16 protein-coding genes and 2 pseudogenes are annotated in these 24,890 nt (G+C 67.7%); 15 read left to right on the top strand and 3 right to left on the bottom strand.

All coding sequences use genetic code 11. The annotated features are described in order from the left end of the window. Nucleotides 1-113 precede the first annotated feature (113 nt). The 14 genes and pseudogenes from NC4_RS39345 to NC4_RS24525 form a co-directional block, all read left to right on the top strand. A pseudogene (locus NC4_RS39345) lies at nt 114-1,055 on the top strand (ABC transporter ATP-binding protein); the annotation flags it as partial. A 240-nt stretch (nt 1,056-1,295) separates the two neighbouring features. Continuing rightward, on the top strand, nt 1,296-2,660 hold the full coding sequence (locus tag NC4_RS24585) for an ABC transporter substrate-binding protein (protein ID WP_067542711.1): 1,365 nt from the start codon (nt 1,296-1,298) through the stop codon (nt 2,658-2,660). Between the two features lie 119 nt (nt 2,661-2,779). Next, nucleotides 2,780-3,646, top strand: coding sequence for a carbohydrate ABC transporter permease (locus NC4_RS24580; RefSeq protein WP_067542714.1), 867 nt, complete (start codon nt 2,780-2,782; stop codon nt 3,644-3,646). Beyond that, nucleotides 3,636-4,447, top strand: a pseudogene (locus NC4_RS24575) (carbohydrate ABC transporter permease). The gene NC4_RS24580 and the pseudogene NC4_RS24575 overlap by 11 nt, the downstream one beginning before the upstream one ends. Before the next feature lie 77 nt (nt 4,448-4,524). Next, the gene (locus NC4_RS24570; RefSeq protein WP_067542508.1) at nt 4,525-5,349 is read left to right on the top strand and encodes an MBL fold metallo-hydrolase; all 825 of its coding nucleotides are present in this window, start codon (nt 4,525-4,527) and stop codon (nt 5,347-5,349) included. 112 nt (nt 5,350-5,461) lie between these two features. Then, nucleotides 5,462-6,394 (top strand): LysR family transcriptional regulator, encoded by a 933-nt coding sequence (locus NC4_RS24565; RefSeq protein WP_067542505.1) that lies wholly within the window; start codon nt 5,462-5,464, stop codon nt 6,392-6,394. A 67-nt stretch (nt 6,395-6,461) separates the two neighbouring features. After that, complete coding sequence (locus NC4_RS24560; RefSeq protein WP_218021279.1) at nt 6,462-7,100, top strand: HAD-IA family hydrolase; 639 nt, start codon at nt 6,462-6,464, stop codon at nt 7,098-7,100. A gap of 53 nt (nt 7,101-7,153) precedes the next feature. Beyond that, the gene (locus tag NC4_RS24555) at nt 7,154-8,920 is read left to right on the top strand and encodes an AMP-dependent synthetase/ligase (protein ID WP_245721889.1); all 1,767 of its coding nucleotides are present in this window, start codon (nt 7,154-7,156) and stop codon (nt 8,918-8,920) included. A 30-nt stretch (nt 8,921-8,950) separates the two neighbouring features. After that, nucleotides 8,951-10,189 (top strand): NAD(P)/FAD-dependent oxidoreductase, encoded by a 1,239-nt coding sequence (locus tag NC4_RS24550; RefSeq protein WP_067542502.1) that lies wholly within the window; start codon nt 8,951-8,953, stop codon nt 10,187-10,189. A 30-nt stretch (nt 10,190-10,219) separates the two neighbouring features. Next, complete coding sequence (locus NC4_RS43135; protein WP_067542499.1) at nt 10,220-10,834, top strand: SGNH/GDSL hydrolase family protein; 615 nt, start codon at nt 10,220-10,222, stop codon at nt 10,832-10,834. Between the two features lie 11 nt (nt 10,835-10,845). Beyond that, on the top strand, nt 10,846-15,933 hold the full coding sequence (locus NC4_RS24540; protein ID WP_084529733.1) for a type I polyketide synthase: 5,088 nt from the start codon (nt 10,846-10,848) through the stop codon (nt 15,931-15,933). Next, nucleotides 15,890-17,629, top strand: coding sequence for an SDR family NAD(P)-dependent oxidoreductase (locus NC4_RS24535; protein WP_067542494.1), 1,740 nt, complete (start codon nt 15,890-15,892; stop codon nt 17,627-17,629). Before NC4_RS24540 ends, NC4_RS24535 begins: the two co-directional genes overlap by 44 nt. Before the next feature lie 2 nt (nt 17,630-17,631). Continuing rightward, a complete protein-coding gene (locus NC4_RS24530) occupies nt 17,632-19,827 on the top strand; it encodes a hotdog family protein (protein ID WP_067542491.1) in 2,196 nt (731 codons plus the stop codon). Next, nucleotides 19,821-21,383, top strand: coding sequence for a PfaD family polyunsaturated fatty acid/polyketide biosynthesis protein (locus tag NC4_RS24525; RefSeq protein ID WP_067542488.1), 1,563 nt, complete (start codon nt 19,821-19,823; stop codon nt 21,381-21,383). The genes NC4_RS24530 and NC4_RS24525 overlap by 7 nt, the downstream gene beginning before the upstream one ends. On the opposite strand, the gene NC4_RS24520 is transcribed toward NC4_RS24525, so the two are convergent. Next, nucleotides 21,356-22,258, bottom strand: a complete 903-nt coding sequence (locus NC4_RS24520; protein WP_067542486.1) for a M48 family metalloprotease — start codon at nt 22,256-22,258, stop codon at nt 21,356-21,358. The genes NC4_RS24525 and NC4_RS24520 overlap by 28 nt on opposite strands. Nucleotides 22,259-22,493: 235 nt before the next feature. Here NC4_RS24520 and NC4_RS24515 point away from each other — a divergent pair, with 235 nt between their 5' ends. Further along, a complete protein-coding gene (locus NC4_RS24515) occupies nt 22,494-22,823 on the top strand; it encodes a hypothetical protein (protein ID WP_067542484.1) in 330 nt (109 codons plus the stop codon). A gap of 11 nt (nt 22,824-22,834) precedes the next feature. Here the strand turns inward: NC4_RS24515 and NC4_RS24510 are convergent, their stop codons facing one another. Then, complete coding sequence (locus tag NC4_RS24510; protein WP_245721888.1) at nt 22,835-23,800, bottom strand: ADP-ribosylglycohydrolase family protein; 966 nt, start codon at nt 23,798-23,800, stop codon at nt 22,835-22,837. A gap of 162 nt (nt 23,801-23,962) precedes the next feature. After that, nucleotides 23,963-24,883, bottom strand: coding sequence for an alpha/beta hydrolase family protein (locus NC4_RS24505; RefSeq protein ID WP_067542481.1), 921 nt, complete (start codon nt 24,881-24,883; stop codon nt 23,963-23,965). Nucleotides 24,884-24,890: the final 7 nt, after the last annotated feature.

The raw sequence follows: 24,890 nt of genomic DNA, 5'->3' as shown, positions 1-24,890 counted from the left end.
TGACTCGATTGGACCGATTGACGTTCACTATCGCCGGGTCGTAATCGCGGGGATCCGGCCGAGACTGACCGCGTGACTTGTGTGCCGAAATCGGTCGACCCGAAGGAGCGGTAGTGGCGCGGCTGTACCTCGATGCGATCTCCAAACGATTCGGCGGCACCGATGCGGTGAACGCGGTGAGTTTGGATATCGCCGACGGTGAATTCCTGGTTCTGCTCGGCCCGAGCGGCTGCGGTAAATCGACGCTGCTGCGGATGATCGCCGGACTGGAGGATCCGAGTGCGGGCCGAATTCTGCTGGACGGCACGGATATCACCGACGCGCCGCCGCAGCGGCGGGATCTGGCGATGGTGTTCCAGAGTTATGCGCTGTATCCGCATTTGACGGTGGCGAAGAACATCGGATTTCCGCTGCGGGCGCGACGGCAGCGCCGCGCCGCCATCGCCGCCCGGGTCGCGGAGGTGGCGGCGACGCTGGAACTGTCGGAGCTGCTCGACCGCCGCCCGGCGGCGCTGTCGGGCGGCCAGCGCCAGCGTGTGGCCCTGGCCCGCGCCATGGTGCGCGATCCGGGCGCCTTCCTCATGGACGAGCCGCTGTCGAATCTGGATGCCAAGCTGCGCAGCGCGACTCGCGCCGAGCTGATCGCACTGCACCGCCGCCTGGGCGCGACATTCGTCTACGTCACCCACGATCAGGTCGAGGCCATGACCATGGCCACCCGCATCGCGCTGCTCGAGGGCGGCCGGGTGGAACAGGTCGGCACGCCCGAGGAGCTCTACGACCGGCCCCGCTCCACCTTTGTGGCCGGGTTCCTCGGATCCCCGCCGATGAACCTGTTCCCGGCCGTGGTCGCGCGGCACGCGGACGGTCTGCGGGTCACGGCCGATGGGATCGACGCGCCCCTGGGCATCGAGACCGACGAGGACGCCGCCACGCCCGTCATCGCGGGCATCCGCCCGGAGAAGCTCCGTATCACCGCGGGCCCCAGCGCGATTCGCGGAGAAGTGACCATGGTCGAGAACCTCGGCAGCGAGGAGCTCGTCCACGTCCGGGTCGGCGCTACGGCGGCCGGAATGCTGTCGCCCGCGCACCGCGCCCGGCGGGCGCCCGGGTCGGCGAGGCCATCGGCTTCGCGGTCGACCCCTCCGATATCCACCTGTTCGATCCGGAGTCCGGTCAGCGCCTCACCTGGCGGCCACCCGCCGCGGTCGTGGCGCCCGTGCCCGGCGAAACCCCCGAGACCGATGCCGCCTAGCGGCCGGAAACCCACTGCACCACCCGATGAGGAGAGAGAAGTGAAACGCACCGTGCCCCTGCTGGGCCTGGTGACCGCCGCACTGGTCGCGCTGACCGCCTGCGGTATCGGCGCCTCCAGCGAGACGGATTCCCCGACGGTGTCCCCGATTCCGGAACTGGAACCGCACCAGCAAGTGTCGATCGTGTTCGAGTCCTACAACTACGGCCTGGCCGGGGCCTGGACCGATACCTTCAATGCCTTGATCGAGCAGTTCCGTGCCGAGCACCCGAATATCACGGTGACCGCGCAGAAGCCGCAGGGCAACAGCCCCAACCCGACCACCGACACCATCTCCAGCATTCAGAGCCAGATCGTGGCGGGCAATCCGCCCGATGTGGCCCAGATCGGGTTCAGCGACCTGGATTTCACCATCCACCAGCTGGGCGCCAAACCGCTCGACACTCTCTTCGGCAAGCAGGATCTGCAGCGCACCTTCGACGGCGTGAAGTACCCGTACGCCCCCAAGGCCCACACGCTCAGCGATTGGGACGGTCACACCTACGGCGTGCCGTTCGTGCTGTCGACGCCCGTGCTCTACTACAACGCAACGCTTTTCGAGCAGGCCGGACTGGATCCGGCTGCGTCGCCGAGCACCTGGGCGCAGGTGGCCGAGGCCGGGAGGGCCATTGCCGAGAAGACCGGTAAGGGCGGGGTGTACATCGACTGCCTCACCAAGACCGCCAAGGACTGGTGCTTCCAGTCCATGGTTCGCTCCAATGGCGGCCGGGTGATCTCCGAGGATCGCAGCAAGCTCACCTTCGCCGATCAGCCGGTGGTCGAGGTGGCGCGCATGGGGCAGCAACTGGTCGACACCGGGGCCATGCCCAAGCTCGACCAGAAGCAGGGGTACGAGGCCTTCGCGCGCGGTGAGGTGGGCATGATCCTGGAATCGAGCGCCTTACAAGGCACCTTCGTCACGGGCGCCAAGGACAAGTGGGATCTGCGCTCGGCCGCCATGCCCAGCTTCGACGGCAAGACCACGATCCCCACCAATTCCGGTGCCGGACTGCACATCCTGTCCAGCGATCCGGTCAAGCAGCGCGCAGCCTGGGAGCTGATCGGCTTCCTCACCAGTGAGGCCGCCTACACCAAGATCTCTCAGGGCATCGGCTACCTGCCGCTGCGCACCGGGCTGCTCGACGACCCCAATGGGTTGCAGGCGTGGTACAAGCAGAACGGCCTGCTCGCACCGAATATCGCACAGCTCGAGCGCATGGAACCGTGGATCTCCATGCCCGGCAACAGCTATCTGCAGATTCGCGACGGCATGATGGAGGCGGTCGAATCGATCGTGTTCCAGGGCAAGGAGCCACAGTCCACCCTCAGCGCCGCCCGGGACGCGGGCGCCAAGCTGCTGCCCTGATGTTCGTCCTCGAATACCCCAACTCTCGGGGGCTCTCAGGGGCTCCGCCCCTGAAACCCCAAGTGCGCTCAGGGGCTTCGGCTCGAAAGCCCCGGGTGCGTGTCGCGCGCCGCAGCAACATGCTGCGGCGGGCGGTGCCCTACCTGTATCTCGCGCCCGCGGTGGTGTTGCTGATCGTCTGGACGTATCGGCCGTTGGTGCAGGCGTTCGAGTTGTCGACCTATTCGTGGAATCTGATGCCCACTTCGCCCGCACGGGCGGTTGGCATCGGGAATTACGAACGGCTGCTGGAGCTTCCGTCGTTCGGTGACTCGATCTGGCGCACCGTGGCGCTGATCGCGGGACTGCTGCCGTTCACCGTGTTGCTGCCGCTGGTCATCGCCCTGGCGTGCCGGAGGGTGGGTGGACGGGCCCGGACGGTGTATCAGGCGCTGGCGTTCGCGCCGTTCCTGGTCGCGCCGGTGGCTGCGGCGGCGGTGTGGCGGTGGCTGTTGCATCCGGGGGCGGGTGCGGTGGGGCAGGTGCTCGGGTCGGATCGCAACTGGGTGTATGACGCGGCCACCGCGCCGCGGGTGATCGTTGTGATCGCGGGCTGGCATCTGGTCGGGTTCGCCATGCTGGTGGTGTGGGCCGGGTTGGCCGGTATCAGTAGCGATTACGACGAGGCGGCCCGGGTGGACGGGGCCGATGCCGGGCAGATCCGGCGGTGGATCACGTTGCCGCTGCTCTCGCCCACGCTGATGTTCCTGGTGCTGAACACGGTTTTGCTCAGTCCCACACTCACTTTCCCGCTCATCGACACCATGACCCAAGGCGGGCCCGCGCAGGCCACGACCAATATCTATTACCTGCTCTGGGATTACGCCTTCCACAGCTTCGACGCCGGGCTCAGCGCCGCGGCGGGGGTGCTGCTGTTCCTCGGGTTCGGCGTCATTGCGGTTGTGCTGGTGTGGATCTCGGAAAAGGTGGCCTTCCATGACGATTGACCGGCTCCGCACGCTCGGCAGCCACCTGCTGCTCACCCTCACGGCGCTGGTGTGCGTCTTCCCCATCTACTGGTTGTTCGCCACCGCGCTGCGCCGCCCCGAGGACGTCACCTCGCTGTCACCGCTGCCGTGGCCGCTGTCGCTGGCCAACTACGGCGATGCGGCGGACAAGGTGGATATCGTCGGCCTGCTGGCGAACACCTTCTTCGTGGCGGCCCTGGCGGCGACCGGGCAGCTGCTGGTCGCGCTGCTGGCCTCCTACGCCTCGCCATGTACACCTTCCCCTTGCAGCGGCTGCTGTATCTGGCGTTCGTCGGCACCTGGCTGGTGCCGTTCCAGGTGACCATGCTGCCCAACTACATCCTGCTCAGCGATCTGGGTCTGCTCAATTCGCTGATCGGCGTGGTGGTTCCGACCCTGTGCTCGGCGCTGGGGGTGCTGCTGCTGCGCCAGCACATGGCGGCGTTCCCGAAGGAGCTCATTGCGGCGGCCAAGATCGACGGCCGGTCCTCGTGGTCGATCCTGTGGACGGTGGTGGTCCCGAATCTGCGTCCGGCCCTGGCCGCGCTGACCATTCTGCTGTTCATCAATGCCTGGAACGAGTACTTCTGGCCCGCGGTGGTGCTGCGGCAATCCAATAGCGTGCTGCAGCTGGGCCTGCGCAGTTTCATGGGCACCGAGGGGGAGCAATGGGGACCGATGATGGCCGTCGCCAGCCTCGCCTGCCTGCCGGTGCTGCTGCTGTATCTGCTGCTGCAGCGCCATATCGTCAACGCCTTCGTGCGCTCGGGGCTCAAGTAGCTCCTCCGGCCGGTGGGTCCCGGCCGCCTCTGTCTCCGCGCAATGTCGTTTTGCGCACCCTTCGAACGGAGAATCGTATGCAACTCACTGTGCTCGGCTGCCGAGCGGGCATGCCCGCGGACGGTCAGCCCAGTTCCGGCTATCTGGTGGACACCGGCGCCAGCCGGATCCTGCTGGATTGCGGTCCCGGCATCGCCACCGCGCTCACCGCCGATCGCTCCCCGGCGGTCCTGGACGCGGTGATCATCAGCCACCTGCACATCGACCACTGCTACGATCTACTGCCGCTGGGCAAGGCCCTGCTGGCTCCGTTCGCGCTGGCGAAGTATCCGGGTTTCGAGAACTGGTTCGCCGACACCCCGGACCGGCTGCCGCAGATCCCGCTCTACGTCCCGGCGGGCGCGCGCCCGATCCTGGACACCCTCGCCTCGGCGCTCACCACCGAAACCCTGCCGGTCCTGGACCGAGTCTTCGAGGCCGCCTTCGACGTTCGCGAATACCGGCCCGACGAGACCGTCGCCATCGGCGAGCACACGTGTGAGTTCATCGCACTGCCGCACGCCAAACCCAATTGCGGCATGCGCATCTGCGGACCCTCCGGCTCCATGGCCTGCACCGGCGACACCGGCGTCTCGGTCGCGCTGGAACGCCTCGCCGCCGATGTGGATCTGTTCCTGGCCGAGGCCAGCCTGGAACGCACCGACCGCGGCGCGCACGGTCACCTGTGCGCCGCCGACGCCGCCCGCGCGGCCGCCGCGGCGGGTGCGCACGAACTGCTGCTCACCCATCTGCCCACCAGCGACGAGGTGTGGCTCAAGGCCCGGTTGGCCGAAGCCACACAGCTTTTCCCGGGTCGCGTGCGGTTGGCGCATCCGGGCCTGGTGTGTGATGTCGGTAGCTGAGGCGCGGCGCGGCAGCTGAGGAATAGCCGACCGTTCACCCGGTCGTTCGCATGGTTCACCCGTCGTTACGCGGACCGGATACGCTGATCTCCATCCCGAAGGGGAGGTAAGCATGGAGCTCAGACTCTTGGTGTCTTTCCTGGCCGTGGCGGAAGAACTACATTTCGGTCGCGCGGCTGCCCGTCTACATCTGGCCCAACCCTCACTCAGCCAGCAGATTCAGCGGCTGGAACGCAGTGTCGGTGTCCAACTGGTGGAGCGCAGCTCCCACCAGGTCAACCTCACACCGGCGGGGGAGGTGCTGTGCGACCTGGCGCGCAGCATCATCGCCCAGACCGAAGAGGCCCGTTCGGCGGTGCGGGAGGTGGCCTTGGGCCGCGCCGGTACCCTGCGCATCGGGTACAACTTCGCCGCCGGACAACGCATTCTGCCTGCGGCGCTGGCGCGGATGCACGCCATTCTCCCCAATGTCAATATCAACCTGGTGGAACAGCGCACCGGCCCGCAGCTGGCCGCGCTGTCCTCGGGAGCACTGGATGTGGGGCTGGTCTACGGACGACCGGCCTCGACCGAATTCCATTGCCGCCCAATGATCCAAGTGCCGCTGGTGGCGGTGGTCGGGCGCGGGCACAGCTGGGCGCGCCGCTCGCGGACCCCGTTCAGCGAGCTGGCCAGCCAGTCCTGCATTCTGTTCGAATGCCAGCAGTGCCCGGCCATGTACGACGCCATCCACAATGCGGCCGAACGCAGCGGGATCAAGCTCAATGTCGAGCATCAGCTCGACGATCCCAATGCCACGGCCATCATGGTGTCGGTCAAACCCATGGTCGGCTTCGCGTCCTCGCTGCGCGCCGGGGCCACGCCCGCCGCGGGCTACAACCAGACCGTCATGGTGGCACTGCACGATCCGGTGCCGACGGTCGAACTGTGCGTGGTGTGGCGTTCGGACGACACCCGCCCGATCGTGCGCTCCTTCCTCGGTTGCATCGAATCGGCGCGGCCATTGGAATCCGCAATGCGGATGGAATCCGGTCTGGTGCAATAGGAATCGCCAACCGAGCGAATGAATTCTCGGCATTGCCGAGCGGCGTGGGCGCGGTGAGACTGAGTTCGTGATCGGCGAACTGGTCATCTGGTGCGATTTCGGTGGAGTGCTCACCGACCCGGTGGCGGACGTATTCGAGCGGGTGGCCGCGCAGTGCGCGGTCCCCGCCGAAACGCTGCTGCGGGCCTGCACGGCCGTCGCCGCCGAATTCGGCGGCGACGGACTGGCGCCACTGGAGACCGGCTGCCTGAACGAAATCGAATGGGGCGCCCGCGTGACGGCGCGGCTGGCCCCGGACTGGCGGCCGCACGCCGATCTCGGCCGCTTCAGCGAATTATGGTACGGCGAGCGCAGTTTCAATGGTGAACTGTGCGACGCCCTGGTCCTGCGCACCGATGCGCGGCGCCGGTTGGCCATGCTCACCAATAGCGTGCGTGAATGGGAACCCTATCGCGCCCGGCTGATTCCCGATGCCACCGTTTTCGAGGCGATCGTGCGATCGCACGAATACGGTGTCCGCAAACCTGATTCCGAGATATTCCGCATTGCCGAGGGCGTCCTCGGCGTGCCCGCCGCGCGCTGCCTGCTCATCGATGACAGTGAACGCAATTGCCAGGCCGCCGCAGCGGTCGGCTGGCAGGCGATCGTGCACCGCGGAAATACCGAAACCCTCGAACAACTCGATCGGATATTGGCCGCCGGATAATTCCGATCCGCGCGGCGAGCACCGAAGTCGATGAAAACAATTAGGTGGTTACCGTGTTGCTGTCCACATCCGTCGACGATCCCGATCTGTCGGCGGTCTCCCACGGCCGTGCCGACGCCGATGTGCTCCCGGATGAGGTCGGCCTGTTCCATGTTGTCGCCGAGGGTGCGCAGCGCACGCCCCATCGGCCGATCCTGTGCCGCCGCACCGAGAGCGGATGGGACGAGATCGCCTGGGGTGAATTCCGCGGTGATGTCGTCGCACTCGCTCGTGCGCTCATCGAATCCGGTGTCGGGCACGGGGATCGCGTGGCCATCCTGGGGCGCAACAGCTATGAGTGGGTGGTCGCCGACTTCGCCGCGCTGAGCATCGGCGCGATCGTGGTGCCGGTCTATCCGACCGCCTCCGAGCAGCAGATCGCGCATATTCTGGCCGATTCCGGTGCGGCGTACGGGTTCGCGGAGACCGTCGAGCAGCGTGACGTGCTGGCGCGGCTGGGCGAGGCGCGGTGGCGCGCGCCGGTGCGGCTGCTCACCGACGCGCCCGGTGCGATCGCCTCGATGGATGCCTTCACCGGACGCGGTGCGGTGGTGCGGGCCGAGGCCGTGGCGACCATCGTGTACACCAGCGGGACCACGGTAATGCCCAAGGGCTGCGTGCTGACGCATCGCAAAATGTTCGCTTCCTCGGCGAATACCGTGCGGCATCTGCCCGAGCTGTTCCGCGCCCCCGACGCCGCGACTCTGCTGGCATTGCCGCTCTCGCACATCTTCGGCCGGACCGTGCTCCTGACCTGCCTGCACGGCGGATCCAAAACCGTTCTGCTCGCGGGCATTCCGGATCTGATGGAGGCACTGCCCGGGTTCCGCCCCACCTTCCTGGCGCTGGTGCCCTACGGGCTGGAGAAGATTAGCAAGCGCTGCCGCGGGGCCATCGGCGCCGCCGCGGAACAGGTCGCGGTCGACTACGGGCGGGCGCTGTTCGAGTCCGATGCCGTCGATCCCGGCCTCGCCGGGCGGCATCGCAGCTTGAACGACACCGTATTCGCCGCCGTCCGAGCGGTTTTCGGTGGCCAGTGCCGGTACGTGATCAGCGGTGGCGCATCCCTCGACGCCACCACCGACGCGTTCTACGCCGGAGTCGGCATCCAGAGTCTGGGTGCGTACGGGCTGACCGAATCGGCGACGGCGGTGACCATCAACGAGGTGCACGCCAACCGGCACGGCAGCGTGGGCCGCCCGGTCCCCGGCACCACGGTGGGTATCGCCGCCGACGGCGAGGTGCTGGTGTCCGGGCTCAATACCTCGCCCGGCTATTGGCCGAACACCATCGCGGCCGAAACCTGTTTGCACACCGGCGATCTCGGTGCCGTCGACGCGGACGGCTACGTCTACATCACCGGCCGTCGCAAGGAGATCCTGGTGACCAGCGGGGGCAAGAACGTCTCGCCGACGCCGCTCGAGGACCGGGTGCGGCTGCACCCGCTGGTGAGCAACTGCATGGTGCTCGGCGAGGCGCGCTCGTTCGTGACCGCGCTGGTCACCCTCGATCCCGCCGCCGTGGTGGCGTGGGCCATCGAGCGGAATCTCGAAGTGCCGCAGCAGGGCTGGCATCGGCACGACGAGGTGAAGGCCGCGGTGGCGGCGGCGATCGACGACGCCAACTCGCTGGTCTCGCGGGCCGAATCGATTCGCGAATTCCGGCTGGTGGCCGGTGATTTCACGGTCGAGAACGGTCAGCTCACGCCCTCGTTCAAATTGCGCCGCGTCGTGATCGAACAGGCCTACGCGGGCGATATCGCGGCTCTTTATCACTCCTAGTTCACTTCTGAAATCACAGGGAGAAATTCCATGTACGACGTCATCGTGGTCGGCGCTCGCTGCGCCGGTTCGCCCGTGGCCATGCTGCTCGCCCGGAAAGGCCATCGCGTGCTGCTGGTCGACCGGGTGACCTTTCCCAGCGATACCGTCTCCACGCATTACATTCACCAGGTCGGTGTGGCGCGGCTGAAGGAATGGGGCCTGCTGGACAAGCTGGTCGCCACCGGCGTGACCCCCATCCGGCGGCTCAACTTCTCCTACACCGGAATTACGCTGCGCGGGTTCGCCGAGGTCGAGGGCATCGATGAGGTGTATGCCCCGCGGCGCACCGTGCTGGACGGCCTGCTGGTCGATGCCGCCCGCCAGGCCGTAGCCGAGGTGATCGAGGGTTTCACCGTCACCGGGCTGCTGTGGGAGGACGGGCGGGTGATCGGTGTGCAGGGCAATGCCGCCGACGGCGCCGAACAGGAATTCCGGTCCGCCTATGTGGTCGGCGCGGACGGCCGCAATTCCACCATCGGCGATCTGGTCGAGGCCGAATACCACAAGGTGCTCCCGGCGTCCTGCTTCGTCTACTACAGCTACTACGACGGCCTGGATTGGGAATTCCACCACTGGACCGGATTCGATCTGCAGCAGTTCGGCGCCTGGCCGACCAATGACAATCAGCATCTGGTCACCGTCATGCGCAAGATCGATCGCTTCGCCGATTTCCGCACCGATGTGGAGGGCAACTTCCAGCAGGTGTTCGATCAGATCCGCCCGGATTTCGGTGAGCAGCTGCGCGACAGCGGAAAACGCGTCGAACGATTCCGCGCCATGCGCTACCCGGACAACTACTACCGCCGCTCCGCGGGGCCCGGCTGGGCGCTGGTCGGCGATGCCGGATACCACAAGGATCCGTTCACCGGCTGGGGCATTTCCGACGCCCTGATCTACGCCGAGGTGCTGGCCGACAAGCTGCACGCCGGACTGGCCGGGGAGCAGCCCATCGACGAGGCCGTGCGCGAGTACGAGACCTACCGTGACGAGCACACCGCCGACACCTTCAACTTCACCTGCATGATCTCCGAGCTGAAGGCGCCGCCGTTCTACGAGACCGTCTTCCGCGCCGCGGGCGAGAGCGAACTGGGCCTGAGCCGGTTCTTCACCCTCATCGGCGGCGGTATGCACGGTAAGGAATTCTTCGCTCCCGATCACCTGACCAGCCTCTACGACGCGGCCGGAACCCCGGGCGCGGATCGGATGTACCCCGAAACCGCGTCCTGATCGGACCCCTTCGAACCGGAGACGAGTGCCATGCCCGCGATCAGACTCACCACGCTCGGCGACAGTTTCGTGGAAGGCCGAGGCGATGCCGCACCCGGCGGCGACTGGTACGGCTGGGTGCCCCGATTGGCCGAAATACTGGCCCTGCCCAGGGATTCGGTGCGCAATCTGGGCGCCTACCAAGCCACCACACAGCAGGTCGTCGAGGATCAGCTGTTCCGTGCCCTCACCAACAAGGCGCCGGTGATCGGCGTCGTGGTCGGCGTCAACGATCTCGTCGGCGACTTCGACGCCCAGCGTTTCCGACGCAATCTGAGCACCATCTTCGATCACCTGACCGGGATGGACACCGTGGTGTTCACCGCGACCTACGCCGATATCCCGGCCAATCTCCCTGTCCCCGAGGCATTCCGGACGCTGCTGCGGTCGCGCTTCGACTGGGCCAACGATGCCCTGCGCGAGACCACCGCCCGCACCGGAGCGCTGTGCCTGGACGTCACCACCATCCCCGAATGGGCCGATCCGGATATGTGGTCACCGGACGGCCTGCACCCCAGCCCGCGCGGGCACCAGTGGTTCGCCCGGGAGGTCGCCGCACTGCTGGCGACCGCCGGGATGCCCGCCGCCATGGCCTGGGCCAGCTAGGAAGGAAGAACGTGAGCGAGGAAATGACGCGCATCGGACGGCGCTTGGCCGACAATCCGATCGCGATCGTCGGCATGTCCAGCTTGTTCCCCATGGCCCGCAATCACCGGGACTACTGGCAGAACATTGTCGACGGCCTGGACTGCACCGCCGAGGTGCCGGAATCGCGCTGGCGCGTATCCGACTACTACGAACCGGATCCCGAAGCGCGGGACAAGACGTATTCGCGGCGCGGGGCCTTTCTGCCGGACGTCGAATTCGATCCGCTCGAGTTCGGCATGCCGCCCAATCAGCTCGACGTGACCAGCACCATGCAGACGCTGAACCTGATGGTTGCGCGAGATCTGCTGTGGGACACCGGGGTCGAAGCCGGGCAATGGTATCGGCCCGAGCGGACCGGCGTGGTGCTGGGCACCACCGGACCGGTGCCGTTGATGCATCCGCTGGCCGCGCGGCTGTCGACTCCGGTCCTCGAAGAGGTGGTGCGGGCCGCGGGGCTGCCCCAGGCCGACGCCGAGGAGATCGCCGACCGCTACGTGCGGGCGTTCGCGCCGTGGGAGGAGAACTCCTTCCCCGGCTTCCTCGCCAATGTGGTGGCGGGGCGGGTGGCGAACCGGTTCGATCTGGGCGGTCTGAACTGCACCGTCGACGCCGCCTGCGCCGCCTCGCTGTCGGCCATGCGCATGGCCATCGCCGAACTCGTGGACGGCCGCGCCGATATGATGATCACCGGCGGAGTCGACACGGAGAACACCATTTTCGTGTACATGTCCTTCGGCAAGGTCGGTGCGCTGTCCAAGACGGACAAGATCAGCCCCTTCTCTGACGCCGCCGACGGCACCCTGCTCGGCGAGGGCATCGGCATGCTCGCCCTGCGCCGCCTGGCCGATGCCGAACGCGACGGCAACCGCATCTACGCGGTCATCCGCGGCCTGGGCTCCTCCAGCGACGGCCGCGCCAAGAGCATCTACGCCCCGCGCGCCGAGGGCCAGCGCATCGCCCTCGACCGCGCCTACGAAGACGCCGACTGCTCACCCGCATCGGTGGCATTGTTCGAGGCGCACGCCACCGGCACCGCCGTAGGCGACCGCACCGAGCTGACCGCCCTGCGGGAGTTGCTCACCGACAATGCCGCCGACCGCCACGGTGCGGCGCTGGGCAGCGTGAAGTCCCAAATCGGCCACACCAAGGGCGCGGCGGGCGCCGCGAGCGTCATGAAGCTCTCACTGGCCCTGTACCACAAGGTATTTCCGCCAACCATCAACGTGGAACGACCCAACAGCGGCATAGATTTCGACTCGGCCCCGTTCTACGTGAACGTCAAACTCCGCCCCTGGATCCGCGACCCACGCCACCCGGTCCGCCGAGCCGCCGCCTCCGCAATGGGCTTCGGCGGCACCAACTTCCACATGGTCCTCGAGGAATACGACGACGACCGCGCGGCCGTGCGCAACCTGCACCGCACGGCTCGCGCCCACCTGTGGCACGCCCCAACCCCCGCCGCCCTCCTGGCCCTCCTGACCTCCGGCGTCCCTGCCGCCGAGGGCGGACCGATCCCCGCCTCGCACGCCCGCCTGGGATTCGTTGCGACAGAAGACAGCACAGCCGACCGACTGCGCGGCCTGGCAATAGAGCGGCTGTCAGCGGGGCTGACAGCCGCCCCGCAAGCCGCCCAGGCCCGAGGCGGCCAGTCGTCGGCTGATCCCGTGATCGACCGCCCGGACACACAGACCGGGGGCGGGAAACCGTCGGCTGATCTGGGCGTCGATCGCACGGACACGCCGGTCGGAGCCGGACAGCTGTCGGATGAGGCAGGTGTCGAGCCGCTGGACGCGCATGTCCGGGACGCGGCGCTGTCGGCTGGCGGGGGCGAGCGACCGGATCCGGACGTGGGGGATGGTGCGAGCGCTGACCATTGGGTGCTGCCGCAGGGTGTGTACTACCGGCGTTCGGCGGTGGCGGGGCTGAAGGTCGGTGCGCTGTTCGCGGGGCAGGGCAGTCAGTACCTGGATATGGGGCTGGAGGCGGTGGTGAATGTGCCCACCGTGGCCGCCGCCTTCGATGAGGCGAATGCCGCGTTCCCGGGCGGGAGTCCGGGGTTGGCGAGGGCGGCGTTCCCGCCGACGATCTTCGACTCGGCGTTGCGACAGGAGCAGGAATCTACGCTGCGGCGCACCGAATACGCGCAGCCCGCGATCGGTGCCCTGTCGGCAGGGCAGTTCCGGTTCCTGCGCGAACTCGGTTTGCGGTGCGACGGTTTCCTCGGACACAGCTTCGGTGAGCTCACCGCCCTGTGGGCCGCCGACGCGGTGACCACCGACGATTACTTCCGCCTGGCGGGCGCGCGGGGCGCGGCCATGGCACCGGTCGGGGACAGCGCTGACAGCGGTGCCATGGCGGCGCTCGCGGCGAGCCGGGACGTGGTCGAGAAGTCGCTCGCGGAGACGTCGGATGTCGTGGTGTGCAACCACAATGCGCCCGATCAGGTGGTCGTCGGTGGTGGGACGGAGGCCGTGGACGCGCTGGTGGCGGTGTGCGCCGAACAGCGCATCACCGCGCGGCGGCTGCCGGTCTCCGCGGCCTTCCACACGCCCTATGTCGGGCACGCGGTCGAGCAATTCCGAGAAGCACTGCGCACCGCCAGCATCGGCGCGCCCGCCGCGCGGGTCTACGCCAACAGTCCTGGCGCCGGGTACGCGTCGGATGCCGACGCCAATGCCGACACCTTGGCCCAGCAGCTTCTTCGACCGGTGGAATTCGTCGAGGCGGTTCGCGCCATGCATGCGGACGGCGTGACCGTCTTCGTGGAATTCGGCCCCAAGCAGGTTCTCACCGGCTTGGTTCGCGCCATCCTGCCCGACACCGATGTCATCGCCATCCCGACCGACAGTGGCCCGCTGGGTGATTCGGATATCGCCCTCAAACAGGCCGCCGTACACCTCGCCGTCCTGGGCGCCGAGCTGACCGGCATCAACCGCTACGACGCGCCGATTCCGGAAGAGCCCGCGCGCAAAGGTATGACTGTCACCCTCTCCGCGCCCGAGTACATCTCGCCCGCCCGGCGCGCCGCCTACCAGGACGGTCTGAGCGACGGCTACCGCGTCGCCGAACTCGCCGCCCGACCCACAGCCGATCCGGTCGCCCCACTGGCGCCGGTCTCCGTTAATGGCGCTGTGGCACAAAGCATTCAGGAGGAACATCCGATGACCGCCCATCCCCAGCCCCGGAACCACCCCGGAGAGGATCCGGCCGCCCAACACCTCGCCCTGCACTCCCGCTACCTCGACAGCCAGTTGACCGTCGCCGAAAGCGTCGTCGGCCTGATCGCCCAGCACGGCCTCGACGACCCGAACCTCCCGCACATCATCGCGTCGGTCCGCGACCAGAGCGTGGCCATCGGCCACGCCCACGAACGCGCCGCCGAGGTCCTCGCCCGCCTGGCAGAACTCGAACTCGGGGCTGCCCCGGCCACCTGGTCCGACCCGATCTCCTACCTGGCCGCGCCCGCCGTTTACGCCGCCCCTGCCGCGCCCCACCAGCTGCCCGCGGCCCAGACCGCCGTGCCAGGATCCGCACTCGCCGCACAGACGGCCATGTCGTCGGCTGCCACGATCGCCGCACCCGAGGCTGTTGCCGCCCAGGTGCCTGCGCCCGCATCGACCACTGCCCAGGCCGCCTCGACGACGCCCACTGTCGGGCCTGTGGCCACGACGGCACCAGTCTCGGTCGCCGCCTCCACTCCTGTGGCGGAACCTGTGGCGGAACCTGTGGCGGAACCCTTTGTCGCACAGCCGAATCAATCCACCCCGCCCAGCTCGAACGGCCACGCCCTGAATGCCGAGTCCGTCCGGGCCGCCCTGGTCGAGGTTGTCGCCAGCAAGACCGGCTACCCCTCCGACCTGATCGACCCCACCATGGATCTCGAAGCCGACCTCGGCGTCGACTCCATCAAGCGGGTCCAGGTCCTCGGCGCAGTCCAGGAACGTTTCCCTGCCCTCCCGCTGATCGGCCCCGAAATGCTCGGCGAACTACGAACTCTCGACCAGATGGTGGACATCCTAGTCGGAGAGGCAGGTGGTGTCGACCCAAAAGCCCCGTCGCCGACCACTGAGCCCAGCTCGGCCGTCGGCCCCACCGCAACTCCCCGTCACCCGGTCACCCTCGTCGACCTCCCGGCGATCGACCCCATGGATCACCCCTTTCGCGCCGACCCGGTGGCGGTAGTGACCGATCACGGTGGCCAGGACGCTGCGAAACTCATTGCGGGACTGGAGGACCTGGGCTGGACGGTGCGCCGCATCGGCCTACCCGCCGCCAATCCCCGAGAGTTGTCGCCCACCGATCAGGTCGGTGCCGAGCTGGAGTCGGTGGAACGGGCCATCAGCGAAAGGCTGAGCGAGCCTGTTGATCTCGTACTGGTCGTGCTCGACGGCGAGCCGACCTGGCTCGGGGCCGAACGTCAGCTCACCGAGTCCATCCTGCTGGCGAAACACGGTCGAGCCGCTCTGACGGCTGCTGACAGCCACAGGAGATTCGGCAGTGACGCGGCAGATGCAGCTGTCGAAAGCCCTGCTGAGGCACAGGCATCTGATGAGAGCCACCGGGTGAGCAGGGCCGTAGCGGATGGCGGGGATCGTCCCGAGGCGCTGACGTCTGCTGAGAGCCGTGGGGAATCTGGTGTCGGTGCTGAGGGTCCGGTCGGCGCATCGACGGCTGCGACACACAGAGACCTGGGGACTGCTGTTCGCGGTCGCACGGCGTTCGTCACGCTGACCCGCCTCGATGGTGGGCTCGGGCTGACCGGGGCTGCTGAGCCCGAGGCTGGGCTGTTGGCGGGTGTGGGGGGTGTGGTGAAAACTCTTGCTGCTGAGGCGCCTGAGTTGTTTTGCCGGGCTGTGGATGTGGATCCGCGGGTCGATGCCGGTCGGGTCGTGGCGGCGGTGCTGGCCGAGTTGTATGACTCGGCGGTCGACACGCTCGAGGTTGGGGTGGATGTCGACGGGGGGACGGCGGACTGTTGTTCCTGGTCGGTATCGGCATCCTGTCGACGGTTCCGTGGTCGAGTTGGAGGCGGCGGAGCCGGTGATCGAGGCCGATGACGTGTTCGTCGTGACCGGTGGGGCGCGCGGTGTGACTGCGTTGTGTGTGGCGGCGCTGGCTGAAGCTCGTGCGGCGGAGTTCATTCTGCTCGGGCGGACCGAGCTTTCGGAGGAGCCCGCTTGGGCTGCGGGAGTGGATGCGGCCGACCTCAAGGGTGCGGTGATCGGTGAGTTGCGGGCCGGGGGAGGGCGACCTGCTCCGCGTGAGATTCAGCGGCTGCATGGCGAATTGGTCGCGCAGCGGGAGATTCGTGGGACGCTCGAGAGGCTGCGCCGCGCCGGTGCGCGGGCGAGTTATCTCGCCGTGGATGTCACCGACGCCGATGCGGTTCGGGCCGCGCTGGCCGATCGGGCGGTGACCGGAATCGTGCACGGGGCGGGCGTTCTCGCGGATGCGCTGCTGGCGGACAAGACGGTTGCGCAGATCGGCCGGGTGTTCGCGCCGAAACTGCGGGGGCTGGGGGCCGTTCTCGATGCGGTGGATTCGGATCGGTTGCGGCACTTGGTGGTTTTCACCTCCATTGCGGGGTTGCTGGGCAATCCGGGGCAGGCCGATTACGCCGCTGCGAACGAGGCGCTGGCGCGGTTCGTCGCGAGTTGGCGGCGTCGGCATCCCGGGCGGCACGGGGTCGCGATCGATTGGGCGGCTTGGGATGGCGGGATGGTCACTCCGGAGTTGCGCGCTTTGTTCGCTTCGCGGGGAGTGCGGTTGCTCGATCCGGTGACTGGGGCGCGCGCCTTCGTGGACGAGTTCTGCGAAGCGCACCGGGGCGACGGCCGGGTATTGATCGGGGAGCCCCCGGCGCTGGCGGGCACCGGCCCGATTCCCGCGTCGGCGCGGATCGCACGCCGGGAAGTGGCTGCGGTGCAGCATGATCCGGTCATTCAAGATCACCGCATTGGTGCGCAGGCGGTGCTGCCCGCGACCTTCGGGCTCGGCTGGTTGATCAATGTCGCCGAACGGGCGCACCCCGGCCTCCGGGTGATCCGGGTGCGCGACTTTCAGGTGAACAAGGGCATCGTGTTCGACGGTGGCCCCGACATTCCCCGCTGGGTGGAGCTGTCCGCGGGCCGTGTCGACGGCGATCGCGTGATCGTCGATGCGGTGGCGCGCGGAGACAGCGGTCGCCCGCTGCCCATCTCCCACTACGCGGCCACCCTGGAACTGGCTGCGGATGTGCTACCCGCACCCCCGCGGCCACCCCATCCCTCCGGCATCGGAGCCGTGGACGGCCAATCCATCTACACCAGCGCCACCCAGTTCCACGGCCCACGCCTGCAAGGGCTGCGGCAGATCCTCGAATTCACGGATGAGCGCCTGGTCGTGCAATGCCGCCTGACCGACGTCCGGGTGGCCGGGGGCGCATACACCGGAGCCCTGCACAGTCCGGTCCTCGCGGACGTCCTGCTGCAAGGCCCGTCGGTCCTCGGCGGCCGCCTGCTCGGCCAGGCCTGCCTGCCGCTGGCCATCGGCGCGGCCGACTACTACGCGCCGCTCCCTGGCGACGCGGACTTCCTCCTCACCGTCGACGGCGTGCGCCGAAATGCCAATGGCATCACCGCCACCGCGACGGCCACCGATCCGGACGGCGCGGTCCTGGTGCGATTAGACGAGCTGGTGTTCGTGGCGACACCGGCCATGGCAGCCAAGTTCGCCGAATCGGTGGCGCACTGGCGAACGGAGACAGCGCGGTGACAATGACCGAACTCGATTTCGTCGGAGAACCTTTCGACGCCCTCGCCTGGACGACACCCGCCGGGCCGCCCGCACCGGCGGCCCCGCCGGTCGCGCCTGTTGCGCCCGGAGCGTCAGCCGCGCTGCTGCCACCGGTCGAGCCGGACGAGTCGGCGTCCGTCGCGCCGGGGGAGTCGCCCGGACGTGTGGCTGCGGCCGCGGTGTTCGCAGCGGGGGCATCCGATACTTCGGCCTCCTCGACTGCGGTTGATCGGCTGGGCTCAGCTGCCGGTGGGAGTGTCGCGGACCTGGTGCGCGAGATGCGGTTAGCGGTGGTGCGCTCGCACGAGCAGATGTTGCGGGCGCAAACCGCATTGCAGCGCAGAGCTCTGCGCATGGATGGGCATGCGTCCGGATCCATGGCCGGGCCGGAGTTCGTTGCCGAGCCGCCGACCGCTGCGGCCGGGCCGACGCCCGTGGACAGCGAGGCCAGGTTCAAACTGCTTGCCCGCACGGCGGTCACGGAATTGGACGCCACGGCCTTGGGTCGACTGGCCGCGGGTGACATTGCCGCGGTGTTCGGTCCGGATTATGCGCAAGATGGCGCGAATCCGGACATCCGTCTGGGCGGTTCGGCGGTCGTGGCGGTCAGCGGTCTCGCCTTGTACGGCGGGGCGTGGGGGAGCGGCAGTTTGGCCGCCCGACTCGAGCTCTCGGTGCCGGACCGCGCCGCTGTGGTCGAGGCAGTCGTTCAAGCGGCGCAGATTTACGCATTGTCCGTTGGCCTCCAGCTGTGCCTGGCCGATGCCACCTTCGAGTGCGAGGCACCCGGTTTGCCCGTCCAGCCGGTCCGCGTGGAGCTTGGCTCGCTCGGCTCCGGTGATCTCGACCTGGTTCTCGAAGTCACCGAAATCGACCTGGTACCGCGGCCTTATCTCCGCGTGGAGGCGGAAATCTCGGTCGCGGGCTCCCCACTCGGCCGGGTACGCGGTGTGACCGTGGCGGTCGTGGAGAAGCCGGGCGTCCCCATCGGCCCGGAACTCGGCGGAGTCCCCGCGCGCTGGCTCGGGCGGATGGGCCGCTTCGGTGACCGCGCGCTGCTCAGCGAATTCCATCTCGCCCAGATGTGCCGGGGCGATCAGGGTATCGGCTTGGGACCGGAGTTCACGCCGAACAGTGCGCGCAAGGCCACCCGGCCGCCGGATCGCGGTCTGCTGCTGGTCGACCGGTTCATGGAGATGTCGGGCACTCGAGGTGTTCTCGACAGTGGTTCGCACACAACCGAATACGACTCGCCCGCCGATTCCTGGTATTACCGGGACACGGCGAACGCATCCATGCCCAACTGCGTCTATATGGAGACCTCGCTCCAGGCCGCTCTGCTGCTCGGCTACTACCTCGGCCCCACGCTCGCCGATCCGGATGCCACGGTGAGCCTGCGGAATCTGGGCGGCACGGCGACGGTGCTGCGTGAGGTGGATCTGCGGGACACGACGATCGTCGAGCATTCGCAGCTGTTGTCCACCTCGCCGATGCCGGGCTCCACCCTGCAGTCGTTCGCGTACGCGAGGACTGTCGACGGCGAACCGTTTTACGAGGGTGAGACCCTGTTCGGCTACTTCAGTGATGCCGCCATGGCGAACCAGACCGGTTTGGACGCAGGTCGTCACGTGCCGACCTGGCTCGACAGTCAGCCGGTGCGGCCCGCGACCAGAACCATCGATATCGCCGCCCGCCGCGCCGACCCGAACGCGCGACTCGTCTCCCGCGATCACCTCGCCCTGCTGGATCGGGTGCAGGTGGTCGACGACGGCGGTATCTTCGGCAAGGGCTATCTCCATGCGGTCCAGCCGATCGACCCTTCGCACTGGGTCTTCGCCCGCCACTTCCGGTGCGACCCGGTCATCCCCGGCTCGTTCGGTATCGAAACCTGTATTCAAGCCATGCAGGAATGGTTGCTGGACAGCGGATTAGGGGAGGGCATGCGTGACCCCGGGTTCGTCCTCCCCGCCGGGTTGCCCTTCACCTGGAAATACCGCGGCCAATTCCTGCCCACCGATGGCGAATGCACCCTCGAAGTGCATCTGAAGCGAATCCAACAGCGCCCGGGGCGAATTCGCGTGGTCGGCGAAGCGAGCATGTGGAAACCCGGCCTGCGGATCTACGAACTCAGCGATATCGCAGTCGAACTGCGTGAGGAAGGAGCGCAACCGTGGTGAGCACGGTCCCCGCCCAGTTGTCCGATGACGTGCGTATCGTCCGGGATGCGCTGCTGCGCCTGGATGATCCATTCTTCCTGGTGCGCAGCGAATCCGGTGTCGCGGCAACCAACGATCCGGTGGTCGCCCGCGCCGCCCGGGTGCTGACCGCCGTCCCGCCCATCCGCCCGGAGTCCCTGGGCGATGCGGCATTCCGCCGCGCGCACGGTGTCCGGCTGGCGTATATGGCCGGAGCGATGGCCAACGGTATCGCCTCGGCCCGCATGGTCATCGCCTTGGCCCGCACCGGCGTGCTGGCCTCGTTCGGTGCGGCCGGTGTCCTGCCCGCACGGGTTGATGAAGCATTGAGCGAGATTCGCCGAGCCGCTCCCGGTATGCCCTTCGCCTGCAATCTGATCCACAGCCCCAATGATCTCGCCATGGAGCGCGCCACCGTGGATCTTTGCCTGCGCCACCAGGTCCGGTGTATCGAAGCCTCCGCGTTCATGAGTCTCACACCGCAGGTGGTGCACTACCGCCTCGCCGGTCTGGCCGTTCGCGACGGGCGGGTGGTCGCCGAGAACAAGGTGATAGCCAAGGTCTCCCGCACCGAGGTGGCCGAGCTGTTCCTGCGCCCCGCCCCCGAACCGATGGTCCGCGATCTGGTCTCCGCCGGGCTCGTCACCCAGGAGCAGGCCGATCTGTCGCGGCGCATTCCGATGGCGGACGACATTACGGCAGAAGTGGATTCGGGCGGCCACACCGATCGCCGCCCCCTGACCGTCCTCCTCCCCGAACTCATCGCGCTGCGCGACCGCATCCAGCACGAACTCGGCTACGCCGGTCCCGTCCGCATCGGCGCCGCGGGTGGTATCGGCACCCCCACCGCGGCACACGCCGCCTTCGCCCTGGGCGCGGCTTATGTCGTCACTGGTTCCATCAACCAGGCCAGCGTCGAAGCCGCCCAATCCGATTCCACCAAGCAGCTCCTGGTCACGGCATCCAGCACCGACTGCGCCATGGCCCCCTCGGCCGACATGTTCGAAATGGGAGTGGAAGTCCAGGTCCTCAAACGCGGCACCCTGTTCGCCGCCCGAGCCAAACAGCTCTACGACACCTACCGCGCCCATCCCGGCATCGACGCCATCCCGGCGGCCGACCGCGCTCACCTCGAGCAGCGCACCTTCCAACGCCCCCTCGACGACATCTGGTCCAATTGCGTCACCTACTTCACCGACCGAGATCCGGACCAGATCGCCCGGGCCGAATCCGATCCCAAACGCAAGATGGCCCTGATCTTTCGCTGGTACCTGGGCCTGTCCTCGGCCTGGAGCATTACCGGCGATCCGGACCGCATTCCCGACTACCAAGTCTGGTGCGGTCCGGCCATGGGCGCCTTCAATACCTGGGCCGCGGGTTCCTATCTCGCCCCCGCCCCCAATCGCCACGCCGCCGACCTCGCCAGCCACCTCATGCGCGGCACCGCCCTGGCCGCGCGGGTAACCCAACTCCGCTCCACCGGCGCCCGCCTCCCCTCCGCCGCCTGTACCTATATCCCCACCCCGCTGGAACGCTGACCCGATTCCCGGCGCCTCATCCGCGAGTGGATCGAGCGGATCCGGCGGCGGGTCGATGGATGGGTCGACAGCGGAGCGGCGAGGAAGCAGGACAGTCGCATGGTCCACGCGCGGGCCGGGGAACCGAAGTGGCAGTCGCGGCCGTGTTCGCGAAGATAGGCCGACAAGCCGTCGCCGAAGCCGAGGTCGACCGCCACCCGGTCGGCCATGCGCTCGTCGCGGCGGCAGACGAGGCGCCGGGCGAGTAGTTGCGTGATGAGGAGGGCGGCGGCGATGTCCGCGGTGCGCGGGTCGAATACCAGGAGCAGAAATCCGGCCAGGGCGGGCAGATACAGGGCGGAGCCCAGGGCGGCGGCCATGCGACTGAGCGGGCCGTCGCCCGCGAGCCCGGCCGGTATGGCGATGGCGCAGCACACCAGGCTCGGCGGAAAGTACAGCGGCGCCGACAACCAGCCGACCGTCAAGGCCACGCTCTGTCGGCGGGTGCTGAGCAGATGGCCGAGTTCGTGGGCGAGCTGTGCGCCCAATTGCGGACGGTGCAGCGTCCGCACGGCCCCGGTCGTCACTCTGATGGTCCGGAAGAACATGGCCCAGCCTTGAACTTCACGGCTCTTCTCGAGCATCACCACATAGTCGTCCTCGGAAATACCGGCGGCCGCGACGACATCCCGCCACGCCGGGAGGAGCCGATTGGCCTGAGCGGGAGTCCAATCGGGGGTCCGCACATCCGGGCGGACCGATTCGACGCCCCTGCCGATCATCAGGATCGGCACACCGGAACACAGCCACAGTACGACGAGGACAACCGTTCCCCAGTGCCCGAGCAACCCACCGACGCGGGCGACGAGCACGCCCGCCAGCACGATCGACGGCATGGACGCGACCAGCAGCGCGACCGACGATATTCGCCGATGTCGTCGTAGTCTTTCTCGATAGCGGGCCTATTCCCGCAGATGTGCGGATTCCAGCAGCGGCGTACACATCGGCTCCCCCCCAGAGTAACGATCTCTCCCTGCAGCCGAAGATACCCCCGGCGTGACCGCGGAAACCATGAGCTTCGGCCGTGCGTTGAATACATTGCTGAGCAGTACAACTCGGGGAGGGTGCAATATGGGTGTTCTGATCGTGCTGGTGCCGTTGGCATGCTGGTTGCTGGCATCATCGGACCCCCGAATCCGGCTGCGCGTGAGCATCATCCTGCTCATGATCGCCGCCGCCCAGTTGCTGTCCTACTTCGTCCTGTCTGAATGGGAGGCGACCGCCATCTCGGTCTTGCTGACAGCAGAGATCATCACCTTGATCGTGGGCATGAAGGCCGATCCGGTGGTGTGGCACGAATCGGTCCGACTAGGCCTCGGCCGCCTGATCACCTGCGGATGCTGCCTCCTGCTCGCCCTGTTCCTCATGGTCTACGCCCTAGGCGGCGCGACAACCACCTGAACCGGCAGACCTCAGTGCCTCCCAGCGCCGGTCAGCCAGCGCCGGAAGCGCCCCGGCGCCCGCATGGTGCGCCGCAGCGGCCGAATCTTGTCGAGCCAGTCGGGCAATGGTTCGCGCGCGGTGATCCACGCCGGTGGGAGCCCACCCGGCAGGGAGCCGGTGTGGGCGGCGACGATGCCCCCGGTAATGGCGCTGGTCGTATCCGTATCGCCGCCTACCGCGATACAGGTCGCGACGGCGGCTCGGTAGTCGCCGAGATGCGTTGCCGCGACCCACAGGGCGAACGGCACGGTGTCCTGCGCGGTCACCCTGGTGCCATTGCCCAGTTCTGCGGCCGCCTGCTCGGCGGAGGCCCCGAGCAAGGTGTACGCACGGCGAATCAGGCGAGTGGTTTCGCCGTTGCCGAGCCCGTCGAGCACGGTGGTGAGGAATTCCTGTGGCGCAGGCCGGATTCCGTCGAGACGCGCGCGCCCGGCGGCCGCCGCCGCCAGCGCCACGGCCACCGCACCGGCGACCCCCTCTGCATGCGAATGCGTAACCTGCGCCGATCGAACCGCCTCGGCCACAGCCTTTTCCGGATCAGTCGCATAGAACGCCCCCAATGGAGCCACTCGCATAGCTGCTCCATTCCCACACGACCCCTGCCCGCCGAACGCCGCCGCGGAAACGTCCCGCCAATGCGCACCCCGACGAATCCGCCCCAGCGAATCCACCGTCATGAATCCATAGTCGCGCCCCGCATCGAACCGCTCGGCAAACGAGGCCGCCAGCCGATCCTGATCGATCTCCCCGAATGCGAGCAGCTCACCGACCACCGCACAAGCCATCTCGGTGTCATCCGTCCACTGCCATCGCCCATCCGGCAACTCACCCTGCTGAAGCTCCGCGATCCCCCTCCGCAGAACCGGGAACTCGGCCCCCACCGCATCCCCCACCGACAACCCGTTCAACGAATCCATCATCAAATCCACATGCATCGCGCCCGATCCTAGCCAGGTCGGCAGTGTCATGACCCCGGTGACCCTCGCTGGACGAACCGCCTCCGTTCTCGCGGTGCCACTGGGGCAAACAGCCAAGCAGGTACTGGTGCAGTTATTTGTCGGAATTTCACTGCACCAGTACCTGCTCGGCGAAGGGGGTTAGGGGGTTTGGTGGATCCACTGGGCGAGTTTCGGGGCCAGGGTGGGGCTGTCCTTGATCCAGGCGAAGTGGTCTAGGTTCTTGATGTTGGAGTCGGGGGTGAAGTGCCAGCGGGTTGGGGTGGCCGATTTCAGGCGGCGGGCGAGGTGGTCGACGGTGGACTTCGGGCCGAGGGGGTCGGAGTCGAAGGAGATCATGAGGGTGCGTATAGGAAGGCTGCGTAGTAGGCGGTCGTAGTTCAGTTTCGAACCGGCGGGTTTGTAGTTGCCGGTTAGGGCGTGGCGGGACCAGTCGATCATGACGCCGCCTGCCATGGGGCCGCCCATGACCTTGCCGCCTGGCCAGTGGCCCTTGATGTTCGAGACTATGCGGACGTACTGGCTGCCGTAGAGGACGCTGAGCCAGCGGTTCGGTTCGAAGGCGCGCCAGTAGACGACGCCTGTTGCGATGGTGATGATGCCTTCGAGTTGGGTTGGGTGGGCCGAGCCGTAGAGGAGGGACAGTTGGCCGCCTAGGCTGTGGCCGAGCAGGTAGAGGGGGGCTTCGGGGAAGCGGGTGCGGAGGGTGTCGAGGATGGCGGGGAGATCTGCTTCGAGCATTTGGCGGTAGCCGTAGTCGGGAGCCTCGCCGAGGGGTGGGGTGCTCTCGCCTTGGGCGCGCAGATCGACTGTGGCCGTGGATAGTCCGGCGGCGTGCAGGGATTTGGCGATGGGCAGGTAGAACTTCGCCTTCATGGCGATGGCGGGGAGCACGAGCACGACGGGAGCGGCCGGGTCGGCGGCGGGGAGGAGGCGGATGACGAAGGAGTCGGCGGCCGACACGTCGGAGCTGGGCACGGTGACCGGGAGGGCTTCCAGGGTGCTGAATTCCGAGGGTTTGCGGATCTCGCCGGAGTCGGCGGTCTTGTTCGGTGTGGACATGGCGCGG

Origin of the sequence: Nocardia crassostreae, from assembly GCF_001613405.1 — a bacterium.
GTDB lineage: Bacteria > Actinomycetota > Actinomycetes > Mycobacteriales > Mycobacteriaceae > Nocardia > Nocardia crassostreae.
This window is presented reverse-complemented; position numbering and strand designations above follow the sequence as displayed.

What these genes read in the sequence shown, in the direction of transcription:
- NC4_RS24580 (WP_067542714.1), top strand. Translation starts at nt 2,780, where the DNA reads ATGCTGCGGCGGGCGGTGCCCTACCTGTATCTCGCGCCCGCGGTGGTG.
- NC4_RS24570 (WP_067542508.1), top strand. Translation starts at nt 4,525, where the DNA reads ATGCAACTCACTGTGCTCGGCTGCCGAGCGGGCATGCCCGCGGACGGT.
- NC4_RS24565 (WP_067542505.1), top strand. Translation starts at nt 5,462, where the DNA reads ATGGAGCTCAGACTCTTGGTGTCTTTCCTGGCCGTGGCGGAAGAACTA.
- NC4_RS24550 (WP_067542502.1), top strand. Translation starts at nt 8,951, where the DNA reads ATGTACGACGTCATCGTGGTCGGCGCTCGCTGCGCCGGTTCGCCCGTG.
- NC4_RS43135 (WP_067542499.1), top strand. Translation starts at nt 10,220, where the DNA reads ATGCCCGCGATCAGACTCACCACGCTCGGCGACAGTTTCGTGGAAGGC.
- NC4_RS24530 (WP_067542491.1), top strand. Translation starts at nt 17,632, where the DNA reads ATGACCGAACTCGATTTCGTCGGAGAACCTTTCGACGCCCTCGCCTGG.
- NC4_RS24520 (WP_067542486.1), bottom strand. Translation starts at nt 22,258, where the DNA reads ATGCCGTCGATCGTGCTGGCGGGCGTGCTCGTCGCCCGCGTCGGTGGG.
- NC4_RS24515 (WP_067542484.1), top strand. Translation starts at nt 22,494, where the DNA reads ATGGGTGTTCTGATCGTGCTGGTGCCGTTGGCATGCTGGTTGCTGGCA.
- NC4_RS24510 (WP_245721888.1), bottom strand. Translation starts at nt 23,800, where the DNA reads ATGCATGTGGATTTGATGATGGATTCGTTGAACGGGTTGTCGGTGGGG.
- NC4_RS24505 (WP_067542481.1), bottom strand. Translation starts at nt 24,883, where the DNA reads ATGTCCACACCGAACAAGACCGCCGACTCCGGCGAGATCCGCAAACCC.